Raw genomic sequence first — 18489 nt, 5'->3', positions numbered from 1 at the left:
CAAGGGATCATCCAGATTCAATAAATGAACTATGTACCCTCTTTTCTCCAATGTTTCTTTTGAACATTTATATAATTCCATTTTAGGATCCGTAATGATCATGGACGTTTTCTTTTCAGCCCTTGAATATACGTCAATAGATGGAATTACAAACATTTCACCTTTGCCAGATCTGGTTATTCCGATAATCAGGTTATTGATTACAGAATGATCAATATATAAATTTTTTCCTATTCTTGAAATAATGGTTCCCCCATATCCAGGGAACTCTTTATCTCTATCCGGTATTTCCCGATACTGCTCTTTTATCTCTTTGTTTGTTGTCCATCTGGCTACCCCCTTTTGGCCAACATTAAGATTTTCTTCTGCAAATCCAGAACGTATCTGATATATCATCACGATATTACATAGCAAGCAACCGACTCCGACTATGATATATATAACTTTCAAAATCGGATATGTACTAATTTTTACGAAATCCGGAATCAGATTGGATAACCCTATATATTTTTCCGGATGCTCCAGATTCTTAACCAATTTAGGAAAATTGCATATAATATTCACTATATAAGAAACCAATAAAAAGAAAAAAATATCTGTAAATATACATCTTGCTGCAATCACATATTTATTTGCAAGAAACCGATTTAATTTCATGGTTTGCTTATAGCTTTTTTCTTTCTTCTGTAACATCTTTCTATCGTTCCATCTCCTGCTGCATTTTCTTTGTTTCTTTTACGTTTTTCAACATTGCTTTTTCTATATTTTCATCTAATGAATTATTCTTCTTTAATCTGCTCCAATGGATTAAATCCCATAGAATGCAAGGGATCATCCAGATTCAATAAATGAACTATGTACCCTCTTTTCTCCAATGTTTCTTTTGAACATTTATATAATTCCATTTTAGGATCCGTAATGATCATGGACGTTTTCTTTTCAGCCCTTGAATATACGTCAATAGATGGAATTACAAACATTTCACCTTTCCACAGATCAATAGTTTCGCAATTTTCCTTTTCTACATTTTTAAGACATGATTTTTCCAATTCATCTATCTTCTCCCAAGTATATCCAAACTTATTTACAAGTTTCTCTGAAAGCTCGTCAATATAAATACTCATATCCATTGTAGGCTTATAAGCAAATATTTCTGTTGCAACTTTCAATCGATCTACTGTTAATCTTTCCAGAAATTCATCTACATCTTTTTCTGATTTTAAGATGCTGCCATCAATCTCTACGCCTCTATATTCCATAATCATTACCTCTGACGTTTACCGCTCCAACTCTTGTCCTTTTTGCATAGCTCTGGCTTTATTTATTGTATCCTGCATGGCTTTCTGCAAATCTTTATCCCATGTAATGCCTTTCTGATCTGTAAGCCTTTCCCATGTTTCCTTAACCTCTTCATAGTTTTCTTTAGCTTCTTTTAGGGATATTGCTTCTTTTCCACCTACATTTCCAACTGCAACTGGAACATCATTCTGATATACAATTGCAGAAATGTTTGATACAATTGGCTTTTCAGGCTCTAACACCTGCAACGGTTCATATGTGCTATAAAATCTTGCAACCACTCGATTATACTTATCACCAAACTGAACCTCTTGACTTTTCACTGCACTTTCATTCGTAGTGAATACAGCGTTGCCAATTTCCAGCTCTTCTCTTTTTAAAATGTTAGACATCTTATTTGTGTCCTTCATCTTTAATGCCTGCAGAAAATCCTGCACAGGGGTTTCTTTCATTACTTCTTTCCGTTTTTCTATCGGATTTTTGGATTCTATACAGCTTTCGTCCACTTCCATGGTTCGTTCTTCTGCCTTTTCAATAGCCTTATCTTTCTCTCGTTCTGCCATTTCATCCATATATTGTGAAGCTTTTTCTGCCTGTGCAATCGCTTTCACCAGATTTTCCGGCTTGTCTTCAATCATCTGAATCCAGCTCTGAACATATGCCTTGTGGTTATCAATATGTTCCTGTGTCTGTTCTACCTGCAGATCCGCAGACAAAAAACAGGAGGTCATTTCTGCAACCAGCTCCTCGTGTGCATATTCCGGAGTTCCAAAATGTCCTTTCATTTCCCTGTTCAATCTTTTTTCATGCCCTGTTGCATGAGCAAGTTCATGTAATGCAGTCGCATTATATGCATAAGAATTAAAAAAGCTGTTCTTTTCTGGCAAATGGATCTCATCTTTTGCAGGTATATAATAAGCCTGATCCTGACCATCGTTATAGATTGGTACTTGCATGCCTTCTGCAATCTTTTCAATCAATTGTTCCTGATCAACTTCTTTATGATTTTCCTTAATTTTTTCCGGAATACCTTCAATCAGATCACCATTAAATACTGTGGTATATGTTGCTCGCAGAGAATATCCTTCTCCGATCCGTCCATCTACATCTTTCAGCTCCTTCCATGTGACTGCCTTTTTTTCTTCATCATCATAAGGAAACCAATATTCAACTTTTACACCATGTCCTTTCGCATTTTGAAGCTTCCATCCATTCTTTTTTATTTGCAGGAATGAAGCCCAACGATTATCTTCATATCCTCTCGCCCTGGCAATCAATTTCAAATACATAAAATTGATTCCCCTGTATTTATATCCTGTTTCGGCATTTTGAGGCTTTTCTGCTGTCCATCCTTTTTTCCAATCTAACTGTTTTTCTTCAAGAACAGACAGAAAGGTTTTTGCTAAATTTTCACGATACTCATTTATCTTGCTGTTCTTCATCTTCCGTTATCTCCGTCATACATTCTTCTACTTCTTCTTGAGTCAATGTATCCTCATCAATAAATATCTGTATCTTCTCCATTTGCTACCTCTGCTTTCTTTCGATCAACTGCTTAACATATCCTTCATATCTTTCTTCCGTTTTTTGTTCGTTTTTCTTAATTATTTCAATTTTGATAGTTTCCATTTTCCACCTTCTCCTTTTCTCCACATCTCAAAACATAGTTATCTTCATATCCATGAATATAACCATCTCATAGCTCTCTTGTAGGCATTGCATTTAAAATGCAATCTGCCCTGTGATCCATTTTGCTGTATAGATTGCGCCTAAGATCAATAACGCTCCTAATATTACCCATGGAAGTGATTTTTTCCCTTTCTGTCTTGATTCCTCACTTGGAATTGCACACATTACACCAATCACAATAAATGCAACTGCAATAAGAATGTATGTATACGGTGTAACTGCTGTACATAACTTATTAATATTACTCGCCCACTTGTCCATTCTTTATTCTCTCCTTTTCTTCTGTCTTTTCCTTTTTTCTTCTCAAAATAAATAGAATAATCACGATCAATGCCAACAGCAGGAAGATTCCAATCCCCACATATATCGGCGTATAATCCACTGGTTCTGGATGATACGTTGCTACAGCCTTAATCTGGTAAATAGATTCACTGTCACTTTCTATTACCTTTTTTCCTGAATAGTTGGCTGTATATACAACTCCCATCTCTTTTTTTCTTTTATGCTGCCACGGTAATTTACTCTGTAATAAGCAACGCTCCTCTGCACATCTGCCCTGGCATTCCGGTAAGTCATTCCATTTTTTGTATATGGCTTGCCAACCCAGTAAGACCGGAGCACCCTGTGATCTGACTTAGATGCTCCAACGGATTTCAACAGTTCACTTTCATAACCTTTCAATGGATTAGTTGTATTTTTTTTAATCTGTTTTCCCTGCCACTCATACACATCCGCATCATAATTTTTAAATGTGATATTGATATGTGTATTCTGCCATCCGGATTTACTGGTTTTTGTTATTCCAGAAAGCTTACACTGTACTTTTTCCATCTTTCCTGTCGCTGCGTTTTTTACCGTGATCGTCTTTATCGCCGGTACCTGGCTGCTTGATACCTGATGATCATAGTCTGTATATCCGGTCACTGACTGGGTATAAGCTTTCTTATACTCCACGTCTTTCTGATCAACATTTTGAAGTACATAAGTAATTCCATCTTTCTTTATCTGCTTGGGAAAATCAGCCTTTTTTCCTTTTGCTTTTACATTGCTTTTTCTGGAAATCTGTACTTCTTTTTCTTTTTTTGCCGGCTTTTCGGAGAGTACATCATACTTCGTGACTCTGAGTAAATATTTTTTCCCATTCTTTGTGATCGATTTTGGAAAATCATATGTCTGATTTTTATTATCTGCCGTATATGTTTTTGATTTTGTAACCGTTTTTTCGCCTGCTGAGACAACTTGTCCCGGCAACGCGCTTAACAGGATGCTACCTGTCAACAGGCAGCTAATCAGCATCTTTCTATTTCTTTTCTTTTGCTTCCTCATCCTCTTCTTCCTTTCCTTGTCTCTTTTTTATATAAAGGACAAGTGCTGCTGATCCGGCAAGCAATATTACAGAAAGTAACGGATTTGCCTGATCCCCTGTTTTTACATTTGTATTTTTATCTTCACGTCCTGAATGTGGAATATTGGTATCGATCGTTCCAATCTGAAGTTCATCAATCATTACGACCGTCTGCAGCTTGGATGTTTTTTTGATCGTGAATTTCACATCTTTAGCCAGCTTATACTTCTTCGGGCAAGATACTTCATGAAGAATATATTTTCCTGCCGGAAACTTTTCCTTTTTCCAGCTCGTTTTTCTGGAAGAAAACTCTTCAATTACTTTTCCTTTTTTATAAAGGATTTTCTGATCATCTTCTCCCAGCTTTGCTTCCGACTTAATATCTTCTGCAGCTATGATCTGCAGTTTGCATCCCTCTAGCAGTTTCTTAGTATCTGATGCCAGCTTCTTTACTTCAATTCTTGTCCTGACATCTTTCATTTCTACAGTCTGTGTTTCGCCATCATCTTTGACTGTAAACTCCACGTCTTTCGCCTTGCTGTATCCATCCGGTGCTGTTTTTTCAGACAAGATATACTTCTGCCCTACTATCAGACCATCTACCTTGTGTGGAGTTTCTTCTGAAATCCAACGATCGATCTCATTTCCCTTTTCGTCTTTGATTACCAGCTCCGCACCAACAAGTGGCTTCTTCGTTTTTTCATCCAGTTTCAGGATCTGTACTTGTTTGTCTTTCATGACAACTTTCTGATTTTTTCCATCATCAGCAACCGTGAATGTAATATCATTTGCTTTACAATATTCGCTTGGTGCAACTTTTTCGGATAAAATATACTTCTTTCCCACAACTAATCCGGAAATCACATGCGGTTCTTCTCCGGATGTCCAATGATCCAGCTCATTTCCTTCTTCGTCCGTTAAGCTCAGCTCTGCTCGTGGCAGTTCTTTCTCACCGGTTATATCTGTTTTTGAGATTATCACCTGCTTGTCTTTCATGACAACTTTTTGGCTGCCTTCATCTTTCACTGTAAATTCAATGCTATTCGCCTTGCAGTATCCATCCGGTGCAAGTACCTCTGTAAGCGTATATTTCTTTCCCACAACCAGTCCGGTTATCTTATGAGCTTCTTCCTCTGAGATCCAATGATCAATTTCATTTCCTTCTTCATCGGTCACACTCAGCTCTGCTCCCGGCAGTTCTTTTTCACCGGTGATATCTGTTTTAGAAATAAGGATTTCTGTAGGCTGATCAGATACCGTTAAGCTGATCGGCTCGCCTTTCCATCCATCTTTGATTGAGAATGTCAAATCCTTTGCCTTAAAATATCCTTCTGGTGCATCTGTTTCCACCAGTTCATATTCACCCGGCTGCAGATAATTCAACGATTCTGTTTCGCCTTCTTTCACGCTTGTTGCATAAGGAAGAATTGCGACACCATTATCACCTGTTGTAAATTCTACAAAAGAGCTTCCATCTTCTTTCTTCCAGGTAATATCTTCTCCTGTTTCCTTGGAACGGATCTTGAAAGTTGCATTGGCTAATGGTTTTCCTGTCACTGCATCTTTTTTCAGAATCTGTATGCTATTAATCTCCTGATTAACTATTTTTTTGGCAATCGTAGCTCCTACGATGTGCACCTTAAACGGATTTGCCGGAGTATAGCCTTCCGGTGCATCTGTCTCATAAACGATCCAGTCTCCGGCAGAAAGCGTTACTTCTGCCACACCTTTTGAATCCGTTTTAAATACGACTTTCTTTTTTGTAGTAGAATTAATTGCGGTAAACTCTACTCCTGCACCAGCAGCCACTTCCACACCTGCAGTCGATTTCAACATTTTTTTGATAATGACCTTCCCCGGGGCGGCAGTCCATTCTACTTTCAGTGATGTCGTTTTTGTTGGATCTTTTACTCCTGATTTTATAAGATTCTGTGTTTTAGCACTCTTTGTTTTACACAAAATACTTTGGAACTCATGAAGCGTACCTTTAATTTTACCTGTGCTAAAAGCTCCACTCATGGACAATGGAGCGGTCAGATAAAAGGTGCTTCCACCATAGATCTGTACTTTTCCGGTAGTGCCACTGGTTTTACCAGTAACACGTTTTAACGTTACATTTTTCGGTAATGTTATCGTTACCTTATTTCTGCTATCTGCTTTAAAAGTTATATTTTTTGTCCGCTGCACAGAGCCACTGATATAACTTTTTGCAACAGACACGCTAAAATCTACTTCTTTGGACGGTACTGTCTTATTTTTGATATAATTCAGAAACTTAGATAATCCTATTTTTGCATCTGTAGGACCACCTAAACTGATTACAGATTTCGCGCCACTGTAATAATAACTCAATGCGAGTGAAGTACATACATATCCCTGTGCTTCACTTTTAAAGCCATTCCACTGTTCCTGGCCTTTCCATCCGTAATAAAGTACTTTCTGTACATTTTTATTCTTATAGATTGAGGTTGTTAATTTCGTTCCAGTCGGTGGCGTGCTTTTTTTATGTTCCATACAAAAAGCAACCTTCCCATTTACTGAAAACTTTCCTACGGTTACTCCTCCATAGGTCATTTTTCCGTGATATGCCACCTTATCTGCCGCCGCTGATGCTGGAAGATTTGGCAGAATACTGGCACACATTACGATCGCCAGGAATGCGGCGATCCATTTTTTTATGTTTTTCATCTCTTCCTCCTGTTCTAAATAAAAAAACTACTAATCTCCTATATTGATCAGTAGTTTTTATCTTAAGTCTCTCGTAACTGTCTGTATTCTACTAACCAATATTCCATATCTGCTTGACTTACCACCTCACCCCATGTTAATATTGGTTTGGATTTAATTGGTGTGGCGTAAGCCATGGGCGCATCTGTTTGCGGCAGATGTGCTCTTTTTTTGTCTTCTTATCTCTTCCAGCTCATCTCTATAGTTTTGTAGTTTTTCTACTGCTATTCCAACAAGAATAATTAATGTTCCCATTAATAAGTATGGAAGAACTTGTTGTATTGATTTGTTATTTTCTATTCCTATACAAGCAAGTATCCAAAATGTAATTCCTATTAATCCGGTATTCGCTATCATGAACTCACCTCCTGACATTGCATATTTATTTTATAAGCAGGCTTTTATCGTAAATTTCTCTGTGCTGTGTCCGGATCATATAGATCCCGTCTGCCATTCCCACCACCGCCACGTTGTAATTCTCGATATAGCGTTCCTCTATGTACATTTAATATTTCTGCAATATCTTCTGTTGATACTCTCTCTTTACATAACTGTGCAATTTTCAATCTGTCATCGTACGTTAATCTCGTATATTTTCTTGGCATAATTCACTTCTCCTTAAACAAAAAAATGTCAGAAGAGGTTATCTTCCGACACTAAATTTAGGTAAAAAAATAAATGCGGAAGAGGTTTAAAACCTCTTGTCGCATTTAATTTTAAAACTTATAAAACAGATCTTATTGCAAATAAATCACCTGCAGAATTGCCCACAAACACCTAAAAATTAATCCGCCCTTGCATCCAGATTTTTCCTTTGAACCGGCGTCCGGCTTTCGGCTCTCCAAATACTCGATGAACCGGCACGCAGACATCGAATTTTAGGTCATTTACTTCCAAATTCATCACATAAAGTTCCTCTTTTGTGTAAATGTTTTCCACAATCCGCACACCTGTTATCACACCCAGGATGGAATACCGGTCACACTCTACACTGTAAGGCATGATGTATGTATCTACAATACTGAATACATCTTCTTTAATCAGCCTTCTTGATACTTTTGTGTAAATGTCTATATCATCCAACGCCAGATTCTCGATTGCTTCCGCATCTCCGGCTCTTGCAGCACTGACAAGCATCATCCGGTTATGCACATCTTCCGACTGCTGCTGTTTCTGTGATTCGTCCTTCATTACCGGCAGGAGAATCTTTCCCTCATTGCACAGCCCGGATAATGTAATAGAGTCATAACCTCCCGGCTCCTGCGGATGCCATTTCTTTTTCAGATATTCCATATAATTCTGAATCCGGAACATTAATGTAACACCTATTTTCACATCTTCACAGATGCCGATGTAGGACTGTTGATCCTTTGTTCTTTCCACCGTTACATCTGCATATGTTGTAATTCCGGTTCCGTAAAAATAAGGATATATATATTCTCTTTCAAATATTCCATTACTGTCCTGAAATCCGCCCGCTGCAATTCCAATATTTTTTGCAAATTCTTTTTTATACTCGCACCGGTCATATTTATCTGCAGTTACAGACATTACAGCACGTTCATTATTCTCCTGCTCCAGCCCCTGCAATAAACGATCCAGTTCTTGTTTTGACTTTACACTTTCCATTCCAATTGCAGTTAAATATTGATGCATTTTACTTCCTCATTAATTATCCCCGGAGTCATTCGCTGTGGACTTATTTATCCACAATTTACACATTTATTCCGGTATTATTTTGGTCTGATCTCGCTCTTACCACCCATATACGGTCTGAGAACTTCCGGAATCTTGACAGATCCGTCAGCCTGTAAATTGTTCTCCAAGAACGCGATTAACATTCTCGGTGGAGCAACAACTGTATTATTTAATGTATGAGCGAAATATTTGCTTCCATCTGCTCCTTTAACACGGATACCAAGTCTTCTTGCCTGAGCATCTCCAAGGTTTGAACAACTACCTACTTCAAAATATTTTTTCTGTCTTGGAGACCATGCTTCAACATCACATGATTTTACTTTCAGGTCTGCAAGGTCACCAGAGCAACATTCCAGTGTACGTACCGGGATGTCCATAGAGCGGAACAGATCTACTGTATTTTTCCATAACTTATCATACCACTGTTTGCTTTCTTCCGGTTTACATACAACAATCATTTCCTGCTTTTCAAACTGGTGAATACGATATACACCTCTTTCTTCGATACCATGTGCACCTTTTTCTTTACGGAAGCATGGAGAGTAACTTGTCAGTGTCTTTGGCAGTTCTTCTTCTTTAGTCATTGTATCAATAAATTTACCGATCATAGAGTGTTCACTTGTTCCGATCAGGTAAAGATCCTCTCCTTCGATCTTATACATCATGGAATCCATCTCTGCAAAACTCATAACACCTGTTACAACGTTACTTCTGATCATAAACGGCGGGATACAGTAAGTAAATCCACGGTCGATCATGAAATCACGTGCATAGGATATTACTGCGGAATGAAGTCTTGCAATATCTCCCATCAGGTAGTAGAAACCGTTTCCTGCTACTTTTCCTGCTGCCTCAAGATCAATACCATCAAAACTTTCCATAATATCTGTGTGATACGGGATTTCGTAATCTGGAACAACCGGCTCACCAAATTTCTCAATCTCTACATTCTCGCTGTCATCTTTTCCAATCGGAACAGACGGATCAATGATGTTCGGGATGACCATCATGATCTTCTTAATTTCAGCTTCTACATCTTTTTCTTCAGCTGACAGGCTTTCTACACGATCTGCATTTGCCTGTACTTTTTTCTTCAGTTCTTCTGCTTCTTCTTTCTTACCATGTGCCATACATGCACCGATTTCTTTGGAAATTTTATTTCTCTCTGCACGAAGAGCTTCTACTTCCTGTTTGATATCTCTGTTTTTCTGATCCAGCTCGATTACTTTGTCCACTAATGGAAGTTTTTCATCCTGGAATTTATTCTTAATATTCTGCTTCACCACATCTGGGTTCATTCTTAAAAATTTAATGTCTAACATATTGTATCCTCCTCATTTTGTAATTAATATAGGTTTATTATTATCCTTTAGTTTTATAATTACCTTATATAGTAGTTTTACATTTTACTGCTATTTTTCTACAGTTTCCGGTGTATATTCCTGGAAAATCGCTTTATCCAGTGCTTCTGCCTCTTCCTCAGCAAGTTCAACAAAGCTCTCACCTTTAACAATTTCTTTTACATAAGTGTAACAGCCTTCTCTACTATGCATTGCATTCAGGATAAATCCATTATTACGATTATCCAACAGTGCAAGTACGAAACTAAGTTTACCTCCCATTTCGTTAAATGCATCGTATTTCACAACACCGATCTTCTGATAATTTCTATCCATCTTCCGGTTCAGTTCACGAATGTCAAGACGGTTCTGTTTTACAACTTTTACTACGGATTCAAGATCTGTATAGCGTTCTTTCATGCTCTCTTCAAGAGTTTTACCGTCTTTTCCTTTCATAAACGTCTGATAGCTGCTTTTTAGCCTATTGTAATTCATTGTAACATTTACAGTAAGGATAAACAACACAATAATCAAAATCAACATTAAGATAATAATGATTCCCGGATCAATCCCTATTGTACTTAAGATTTTGCTTTCCATAAGTTCTTATTCTTCCTTTCCTATTGTCATAATCATATCGAACATACGTTCTAGTTCTTTTTCTGAATAATACTCTATTTCTATTTTACCTTTTCCATTGCTTTTTGATGCAATACTGACCTTCGTTCCCATAACTTCTTTCATACGGTTTTCCAGATCTTTATAAACAAATTCATTCTCTACTGCTTTCTTTTCTTTTGGTTTTTTCGGATTCTTAATCTCCTTAACCAGCTTTTCTGTTTCACGTACACTTAATTTTTCATCGAAAATACGATTTGCAAGCTCATACTGTAATTTCTTATCGTCAATTGCCAGCAGCGCTCTTGCATGTCCTGTAGAAATCATCTCATCAATAATCATCTGCTGTACTTTATCATCCAGTTTCAACAAGCGCATAGAGTTTGTTACAGCGGTACGACTTTTTGAAACTCGATCTGCGACTTCATCCTGTTTCAATTGAAATTCTTCAAGAAGTTTTTTAAATGCCATAGCTTCTTCGATTGGGTTCAGATTTTCTCTCTGAATATTTTCAATCAAACGAATTTCCACAATTTCCTGTTCACTGTATTCTTTTACTATTACAGGTACCTCTTTGATACCGGCCAACTTTGCTGCACGCCATCTTCTTTCGCCTGCAATAATCTCATAATAATCTTTAATTTTCCTGACAAGCAACGGCTGCAAAACCCCATGAAGTTTGATAGAATCAGCAAGCTCAAGTAATGCATCTTCCTCGAACTTCTTTCTCGGCTGCTCTCGGTTTGGTTCGATCATGCTGATTTTCATCATCTGAACGCCGTCTTTCATTTCTTCTTTTTTCTCTTCAGCTTTTTGTACTGTCTCTGTATTTTTCTTAGCCGGTTTATTATCCGGTATCAAACTATCAAGACCTTTTCCAAGACCTTTTTTCTTAACCGCCATCTCTCATTCGCCTCCTGCACTATTTTCCGTATTATTCTTTTTCCATCACCTCATCCGCCAGGCGCATATAACTGTCTGCACCTGCAGATTTTGGATCATATTTGTTAATCGGCATACCATAACTCGGTGCTTCTGCCAATCGAATATTGCGAGGAATAATTGTTTTATATATTGTCTGATCTAAATTATCTTTTACATTTTCAACGACTTGCAACGAAAGATTAGTTCTTGCATCATACATTGTAAACACAACACCTTCTATTGTCAGTTGCGGGTTCAGACGATCACGAACCAACTCGACTGTATGAATCAGCTGGCTTAACCCTTCCAGCGCGTAATATTCACACTGAATAGGAACTAATACAGAATCTGCTGTAGTCATTGCATTAATTGTCAGCATACTCAAAGATGGTGGACAGTCAATTACTATATAATCATAGTCTTCTTTAATATTTGCAATCGCATTTCTTATAATATACTCTTTTTCATCTACATCAAGAAGCTCAATTTCCGCTCCGGACAGATCAATACTTGTTGGTATTATATCCAGATTTTCCAGAACATCCCTCACAATTACTTCATTAATTGATGATTCTCCTATAATCAAATCATACACTGTGTTTTCAACATTATTTTTATCAACACCCAATCCACTTGTCATATTTCCCTGCGGATCCATATCCACTGCCAGAACTTTCTGTCCTTTTTCCGCAAGGCATGCCGATAAGTTGATAGCTGTAGTTGTTTTTCCCACTCCACCTTTTTGGTTGGCAATAGCTATAACTCTTCCCATTTTTATCACCTTTCTATTTTGAGCTTCTTCTAGTATAGCATTTTTTATTTTACTTTTCTATAAATGTTTCACGTGAAACATAATTTTTCACTTTTTTATAAATGTTTCACGTGAAACATTTATATTTTTGTCTATTTATAATCTTAATGAATATTACCTGTTTACTATAATAATTAGACTGTCTTTAGAATATAACGTTTAAGACTGATCTTTTTGGCGGCACAAAGCATAGAACAATTTACAAGGCAACTTTTGATTCCGGTATCATATTATATCATTAAATTTTATTCTTATCTTTAATATTATCTTAATTTTGTCTTATACTGTTGTAATTATTTTAAACATATCAATTTATTTATAAGCAAGTAAAGAAAATTAACGCCCTGATTTTATGATGATTTATTTATAATTACATATAATTTACAATTACATATTCTTTCTTCAAATTATAAAATTCATCGTCCCATATTATATATGTTTCACGTGAAACATATTACTTATAATATTAGAATAATTTATGACTAACAAAAATAATTTTCTAACTGTCAACGTTATATTATTCTTGCAGCAATATTTATGAAATAATGTTTTCTTTCATTCTTTAAATTCTTGCAACAAATGTTTCACAACAACTATTCATTTATATATTACGATATTTTTCCAAAAGCATCTGTATCACTATGTTTCACGTGAAACATTTACTTTAATTTTAGCATGTGGTATTATTTATATTGTAGTATCAAACGTTTTCACTGATTCCATTAATCAGAAGATCAACATTTGATGTGACAATATATAAGCAAAAGGAGTAATACTCATGAGTTGGAAAAAGAAAGCTATTACTATATCTGCATTATCTGCATTGACAACATTTACTATACATTTGGCTAATAAAATAATTGATATTTCCGCGACTTCTGAAAATCACGAGCAAAACACAGCCGGTTCTTACTTTGATTGGAAATTTGGAAATATATATTATGAGAAATATGGCGAAGGTGAGCCTGTTCTTCTGATTCATGATTTTTCTGTCGGAAGTTCATCTTATGAATGGCACAGAATCATTGATAAACTGGCAAAAAGCCATCTTGTTTATACAATTGATCTGCTTGGATGCGGAAGATCCGAGAAACCATCCATCACTTATACTAATTATTTATATGTGCAATTAATCACAGACTTCATTAATCAAGTTATTGATTCACCTTGTGATGTCATAGCAACCGGTATTTCTGGATCATTCGTAATTGCAGCCGTACAGAACAACAAAAATCTTATAAATCGCATTATACTTGTAAATCCTGAAGATGTGAATAAATTAAATAAGATGCCATCAAAGAGAAGTAAATCTCTGACATGGTTTCTAAATATGCCTGTATTCGGCACTTATTTCTATAACATATTAGTAAAAAGGAGACTTATTACAGATAAATTCAAGAACGAATATTTCTATGATCATTACAAATTAAAAGAGGAATATATTAACAACTACTACGAAACAGCTCATCTGGACCACTCTTCATCCAAATATTTGCTATCCAGTCTGCTTGGCCATTATACAACTGTTAATGTCTATCATTGTATGAAATCGTTAACAAATAGTATTTTCATTATATCTGGAGATGAAGATTCCCGAAATGCTGATATTGCGTGCAAATATGAAAGTATTCTTCCATCTATCGAGATTATGAAAATAGAAGATACCAAACATCTTCCTCAATTAGAAAGACCTGATGCTTTCATTGAGCAATTAGCTGTAATACTTTCCTACGAAGATGAAACGACAATTTAGTATTATACAAGGTAAAGCAAAAAGATGAATGTGCCTGCCCCATGCGCTACGTACATTCATCTTTTTTATTATCCTATATTCTTTTTACACCAATGGCTCCTTCGATGGCAATCCTGCTTTTCTTGGATATTTCTTACCGGTATTCTTTACTTTCTTTATTTTCACAAAAGAACGACCGATATCTGTTCCCGGAAGTGCAAATTTTATAACATCACCCAGTGTACCTCCAAGTATACTTACTGCACGTTTCGATTGCTGTAATTCCTCTTCTATCTCACCGGACTTATAGGATATAAAATATCCCCCTACCTTTACATAAGGCAAGCAGTATTCAGATAAAGTAGCAAGATTTGCTACTGCTCTGGACACGCACAGATCATACTGTTCTCTATATATTTCCTGCTTTGCAAAATCTTCAGCTCTTCCATGAATTGTTTCAATATTCTCCAATTCTAATGCTCCAATAACGTCATTCAGAAATTTTATTCTTTTATTTAGTGAGTCCAATAATGTCACTTTAAGGTGTGGAAACACAATTTTTAATGGAATCCCCGGAAATCCTGCTCCTGTCCCTATATCAATTACATTTTTAACTTCTTCTTCATCCAATGCCTTGATCAGAGATACACTATCCACAAAATGCTTTTCTACTACATCGTCATATTCCGTAATTGCAGTGAGATTCATTACTTTATTACGTTCGATCAACATATCATAATAAGTAAGAAATTGCTCTGTTTGCATATCACTTAACTGTATCCCTATTTCTTCCATTTTTTTATTTAATATTTCTTTATGCATATATATTACCTTTACTCTCAACTCTCATATACAATGTTTGAGATATTATCCCAAACTTATGATACATATATTTTTCTTTGGATGTTATTAATGTTATATATATTATATACCATTAAACACTCTTTTAAACAACAGCTACCATGCTACTTATATACCCCTCCAAGGTATATTAACAGAACTGATATGTCTGCCGGAGATACTCCGGAAATCCTGGATGCCTGTCCGATTGATGCTGGTCTGTGTTCTTTCAGCTTCTGAATCGCCTCGATACGCAAACTGTTTACTTTATCATAATCAATATCATCCGGTATTTTCTTACGTTCCAGCTTCTTAAACTGCTCTACCTGTCGCATCTGTCTTGTAATATATCCAGCATACTTAATGCAAATATTAACCTGCTCTGCTACTTCTTCTGCAAGATTTTTCGGAAAATCCGGTCTTGCATCATCAATCGGCTTTAACATATCATATGTCAGCTCTGGTCTTCGGATCAGTTCCGCAATTGTGGAACCAGAAGAAAGTGGTGTACTTCCACATTCTTTTAATAATGTCTGTACTTTCTCATTTGCGCCGACATTTGCATGTTCTACACGTTCTATTTCGTTTTTAATCAACTCTTCTTTTTTCAGTAAACGCTGATATCTTTCTTCATTGATCAGACCGACTTCGTAACCTTTTTTTGTTAACCTCTGATCTGCATTATCCTGACGAAGCAGTAATCTGTATTCTGCTCTTGATGTCATCATACGATATGGCTCATGACTTTCTTTTGTAACAATATCATCGATCAGCACACCAATATACGCCTCTGAACGGTCCAAAATCATTGGTTCTTTTCCTTGTAGCATTCTCGCTGCATTAATACCTGCAACAATTCCCTGTGCCGCTGCTTCTTCATATCCTGAACTTCCATTAAACTGTCCGGCACTGAACAGCCCATGAATATTTTTGAATTCAAGAGACGGTTTTAACTGTCTTCCGTCAATACAATCATATTCAATTGCATATGCATTTCGAACAATTTTTGCATTTTCAAGTCCCGGAACTGATCTGTACATCGCATATTGCACATCTTCTGGCAACGAACTGGACATTCCACCTACATACATCTCATTTGTTCCAAGTCCTTCCGGCTCGATAAATACCTGATGACGATTTTTATCGGCAAATTTTACAACCTTATCTTCAATTGAAGGACAATATCTTGGTCCTGTTCCCTCTATCATTCCCGAATATAGTGGTGAACGATCGAGATTTTCACGAATGATCCGATGAGTCTCTTCATTTGTATAAGTCAGCCAGCAAGATGCCTGATCAATCTGCACATCGTTTGGATTTGTTGTAAATGAAAACGGAACAATTCTCTCATCACCAAACTGCTCTTCCATTTTACTGAAATCAATGGAATTCTTGTCAATTCTCGCCGGTGTTCCCGTTTTAAAACGATACATCTTAATTCCAAGCTCTTTCAGACAATCCGTAAGATAATTTGCTGACTGTAATCCATTTGGTCCTGTACTCATGCTCACATCACCGTAAACACAGCGTGATTTCAAATAAGTTCCTGTACATAAAATAACAGCTTTGCACCGGTAAATCATCCCAGAATACAACTGAACTCCTGTCACTTCATCATTTTCAGTAAGAATATTCACAATCTCGGCCTGCTTAATCTCCAGATTCTCCTGATTTTCCAGAACCTGGCGCATCGTTTTGCTGTATTCATTCTTATCAGCCTGTGCACGCAGTGAATGTACTGCAGGTCCTTTGGATTTGTTTAGCATTTTGGACTGGATAAATGTCTGGTCAATGACTTTCCCCATCTCTCCACCGAGTGCATCCACTTCTTTTACAAGGTGTCCCTTAGAACTTCCTCCAATATTCGGATTGCACGGCATAAGTGCAATACTGTCTACACTGACAGTAAATACAATTGTACGAAAACCAAGTCGTGCACACGCCAGAGCCGCCTCACACCCTGCATGACCGGCCCCGATCACTGCTACATCATATTGATCTTTATTTTCCCATACAGAATTTGCTGAATATTTCATTTACAAGATCCTCTCCTATTGTCTCGCCTGTGATACTGCCGAGTGATTCATATGCATCTAACAGATCAATGGAATAAAAATCTTCCGGCATTCCCATTTCAATACTTTCATTTACCTTCTGAAGTGATCTGTACGCTTCCTGAAGTGCTGTTTTCTGACGAACATTTGTAATATAAATCTCGTCATTAAATGTCAGTTTCCCATCATAGAACATGTCTTTTAAAATCTGCTCAAACTCCGCAATTCCACTCTTCTCTTTCGCAGAAACTTCAATGATCGGGTTATGATTTTCTGTCTCACTCGAATTTACAGGCTGTAATTCATTCACTTTATTTTCAATTACTTTTTTCGTAACTATCATATCTAAATCTGACTTATTTAGCAAGATAATTGCCTGTTTTCCCTGTATCATCTTCAGAATCTCGATATCATTTTCATCAAGTTCAGATGACGCGTCAATTACAAATAAAATCAGATCCGCATCTTTTGCATAATTGATTGCTTTATCTACACCAATCTTCTCAACAATGTCTTCTGTATCACGGATTCCTGCAGTATCCATGATATTCAGAGAAATTCCCTGTAAATTGATATGTTCTTCCAGTACATCTCTTGTTGTACCGGCAATATCCGTTACAATTGCTCTGTCTTCCCCAAGAAATGCATTCATAAGCGATGATTTTCCGGCATTCGGTTTTCCCAAAATTACAGTATTCACACCCTCTTTCAGAATTCTTCCATCATCACATGTGTCCAACAGATGTCTGATATCACCGAGCAGTTCGTCCACTGTTACTTTCAACTTTTCTCCGTATCCATCCACACTGATATGTTCCGGATCATCTAACGCTGTTTCAATAAATGCTGTATGATAAATAATTTTCTGTCTGATGTTTGAAATCTTCTCTTTTACATTTCCTTTCAACTGGCTGACAGAGCTTTTCAATGCATATTCATTCTGAGCAGTAATCAGATCTCCTACTGCCTCTGCCTGGGAAAGATCCATTTTTCCATTTAAAAATGCTCTTTTTGTAAATTCACCTGGTTCCGCCGGTCTTGCTCCATATTTGATCACTGTCTCTAGCACTTTTTTCACCACATACACACCGCCATGGCAGTTGATTTCCACAGTATCTTCTCCTGTATAAGTATGTGGACCACGCATCAGCATTACAAGGACTTCATCGATCACCTCGTCACCATCGCATATATAGCCATAATGAATGGTATGTGACATCTGCTCACTAAGCTTTTTATTCTTTTTTCCACGATAAATACGATCTGCAATTTCAACAGAATCTTCTCCTGTCATTCGTACAATACCGATTCCGGAATTACTCATAGCCGTTGAAATAGCAGCAATAGTGGTCTGCTCATTATAATTCATCGAATTCCTCCTAATAACATAAAATTGCATTTTTCGTTATATA

At 36.7% G+C, this 18489-nt stretch carries 18 protein-coding genes; 1 reads left to right on the top strand and 17 read right to left on the bottom strand.

The genetic code is table 11. From position 1 onward, the window contains the following. The 14 genes from DW125_RS13600 to DW125_RS13535 form a co-directional block, all read right to left on the bottom strand. On the bottom strand, positions 1 to 693 hold a 693-nt coding region (locus DW125_RS13600), incomplete at its 3' end, for a type IV secretory system conjugative DNA transfer family protein (RefSeq protein WP_199537846.1). An 86-nt stretch (positions 694 to 779) separates the two neighbouring features. Next, positions 780 to 1259 carry a type IV secretory system conjugative DNA transfer family protein gene (locus DW125_RS13595; protein ID WP_242993005.1) on the bottom strand — a complete coding sequence of 160 codons (480 nt, stop codon included), beginning with the start codon at positions 1257 to 1259 and terminating at the stop codon, positions 780 to 782. A gap of 18 nt (positions 1260 to 1277) precedes the next feature. Next, the gene (locus DW125_RS13590) at positions 1278 to 2741 is read right to left on the bottom strand and encodes an ArdC family protein (protein ID WP_117538483.1); all 1464 of its coding nucleotides are present in this window, start codon (positions 2739 to 2741) and stop codon (positions 1278 to 1280) included. A gap of 280 nt (positions 2742 to 3021) precedes the next feature. After that, positions 3022 to 3249 carry a hypothetical protein gene (locus DW125_RS13585; RefSeq protein ID WP_117538482.1) on the bottom strand — a complete coding sequence of 76 codons (228 nt, stop codon included), beginning with the start codon at positions 3247 to 3249 and terminating at the stop codon, positions 3022 to 3024. Continuing rightward, positions 3230 to 3475: a hypothetical protein gene (locus DW125_RS13580; RefSeq protein WP_117538481.1), complete on the bottom strand. Its 246-nt coding sequence runs from the start codon at positions 3473 to 3475 to the stop codon at positions 3230 to 3232. Before DW125_RS13580 ends, DW125_RS13585 begins: the two co-directional genes overlap by 20 nt. Beyond that, the gene (locus DW125_RS13575; protein WP_117538480.1) at positions 3433 to 4314 is read right to left on the bottom strand and encodes a hypothetical protein; all 882 of its coding nucleotides are present in this window, start codon (positions 4312 to 4314) and stop codon (positions 3433 to 3435) included. Before DW125_RS13575 ends, DW125_RS13580 begins: the two co-directional genes overlap by 43 nt. Then, the gene (locus DW125_RS13570) at positions 4289 to 7021 is read right to left on the bottom strand and encodes a SpaA isopeptide-forming pilin-related protein (protein ID WP_117538479.1); all 2733 of its coding nucleotides are present in this window, start codon (positions 7019 to 7021) and stop codon (positions 4289 to 4291) included. Before DW125_RS13570 ends, DW125_RS13575 begins: the two co-directional genes overlap by 26 nt. Positions 7022 to 7174: 153 nt before the next feature. After that, positions 7175 to 7417, bottom strand: coding sequence for a hypothetical protein (locus DW125_RS13565; protein WP_117538478.1), 243 nt, complete (start codon positions 7415 to 7417; stop codon positions 7175 to 7177). A 44-nt stretch (positions 7418 to 7461) separates the two neighbouring features. Continuing rightward, positions 7462 to 7665, bottom strand: a complete 204-nt coding sequence (locus DW125_RS13560) for a helix-turn-helix domain-containing protein (RefSeq protein ID WP_226977133.1) — start codon at positions 7663 to 7665, stop codon at positions 7462 to 7464. Between the two features lie 172 nt (positions 7666 to 7837). Next, the gene (locus DW125_RS13555) at positions 7838 to 8716 is read right to left on the bottom strand and encodes a DUF3881 family protein (protein WP_117538476.1); all 879 of its coding nucleotides are present in this window, start codon (positions 8714 to 8716) and stop codon (positions 7838 to 7840) included. A 77-nt stretch (positions 8717 to 8793) separates the two neighbouring features. Then, positions 8794 to 10080, bottom strand: coding sequence for a serine--tRNA ligase (serS, locus tag DW125_RS13550; RefSeq protein ID WP_021859811.1), 1287 nt, complete (start codon positions 10078 to 10080; stop codon positions 8794 to 8796). Between the two features lie 90 nt (positions 10081 to 10170). Further along, positions 10171 to 10698, bottom strand: a complete 528-nt coding sequence (locus tag DW125_RS13545) for a DUF4446 family protein (protein ID WP_021859812.1) — start codon at positions 10696 to 10698, stop codon at positions 10171 to 10173. A 6-nt stretch (positions 10699 to 10704) separates the two neighbouring features. Then, positions 10705 to 11619 carry a ParB/RepB/Spo0J family partition protein gene (locus DW125_RS13540; protein ID WP_117538475.1) on the bottom strand — a complete coding sequence of 305 codons (915 nt, stop codon included), beginning with the start codon at positions 11617 to 11619 and terminating at the stop codon, positions 10705 to 10707. Positions 11620 to 11650: 31 nt separating this feature from the next. Then, entirely contained in the window at positions 11651 to 12412 is a 762-nt protein-coding gene (locus DW125_RS13535) for a ParA family protein (RefSeq protein WP_021859814.1), read from the bottom strand. Positions 12413 to 13229: 817 nt separating this feature from the next. On the opposite strand from DW125_RS13535, the gene DW125_RS13530 reads away from it, so the two are divergent. Then, positions 13230 to 14204, top strand: coding sequence for an alpha/beta fold hydrolase (locus DW125_RS13530; RefSeq protein WP_117538474.1), 975 nt, complete (start codon positions 13230 to 13232; stop codon positions 14202 to 14204). 84 nt (positions 14205 to 14288) lie between these two features. Here DW125_RS13530 and rsmG read toward each other — a convergent pair whose 3' ends face one another. The 3 genes from rsmG to mnmE all read right to left on the bottom strand — a co-directional run bounded on the left by rsmG (position 14289) and on the right by mnmE (position 18446). Beyond that, entirely contained in the window at positions 14289 to 15005 is a 717-nt protein-coding gene (rsmG, locus tag DW125_RS13525) for a 16S rRNA (guanine(527)-N(7))-methyltransferase RsmG (RefSeq protein ID WP_117538473.1), read from the bottom strand. A 143-nt stretch (positions 15006 to 15148) separates the two neighbouring features. Continuing rightward, positions 15149 to 17059 carry a tRNA uridine-5-carboxymethylaminomethyl(34) synthesis enzyme MnmG gene (gene mnmG, locus DW125_RS13520; protein WP_117538472.1) on the bottom strand — a complete coding sequence of 637 codons (1911 nt, stop codon included), beginning with the start codon at positions 17057 to 17059 and terminating at the stop codon, positions 15149 to 15151. Further along, positions 17025 to 18446 carry a tRNA uridine-5-carboxymethylaminomethyl(34) synthesis GTPase MnmE gene (gene mnmE / locus DW125_RS13515; protein WP_117538471.1) on the bottom strand — a complete coding sequence of 474 codons (1422 nt, stop codon included), beginning with the start codon at positions 18444 to 18446 and terminating at the stop codon, positions 17025 to 17027. The genes mnmG and mnmE overlap by 35 nt, the downstream gene beginning before the upstream one ends. Between the last annotated feature and the right edge of the window lie 43 nt (positions 18447 to 18489).

Source organism: Dorea sp. AM10-31 (assembly GCF_003435815.1).
GTDB lineage: Bacteria > Bacillota > Clostridia > Lachnospirales > Lachnospiraceae > Dorea_D > Dorea_D hominis.
The sequence above is the reverse complement of the archived record's forward strand: the minus strand, read 5'-3'. Positions and strand labels throughout refer to the sequence as shown.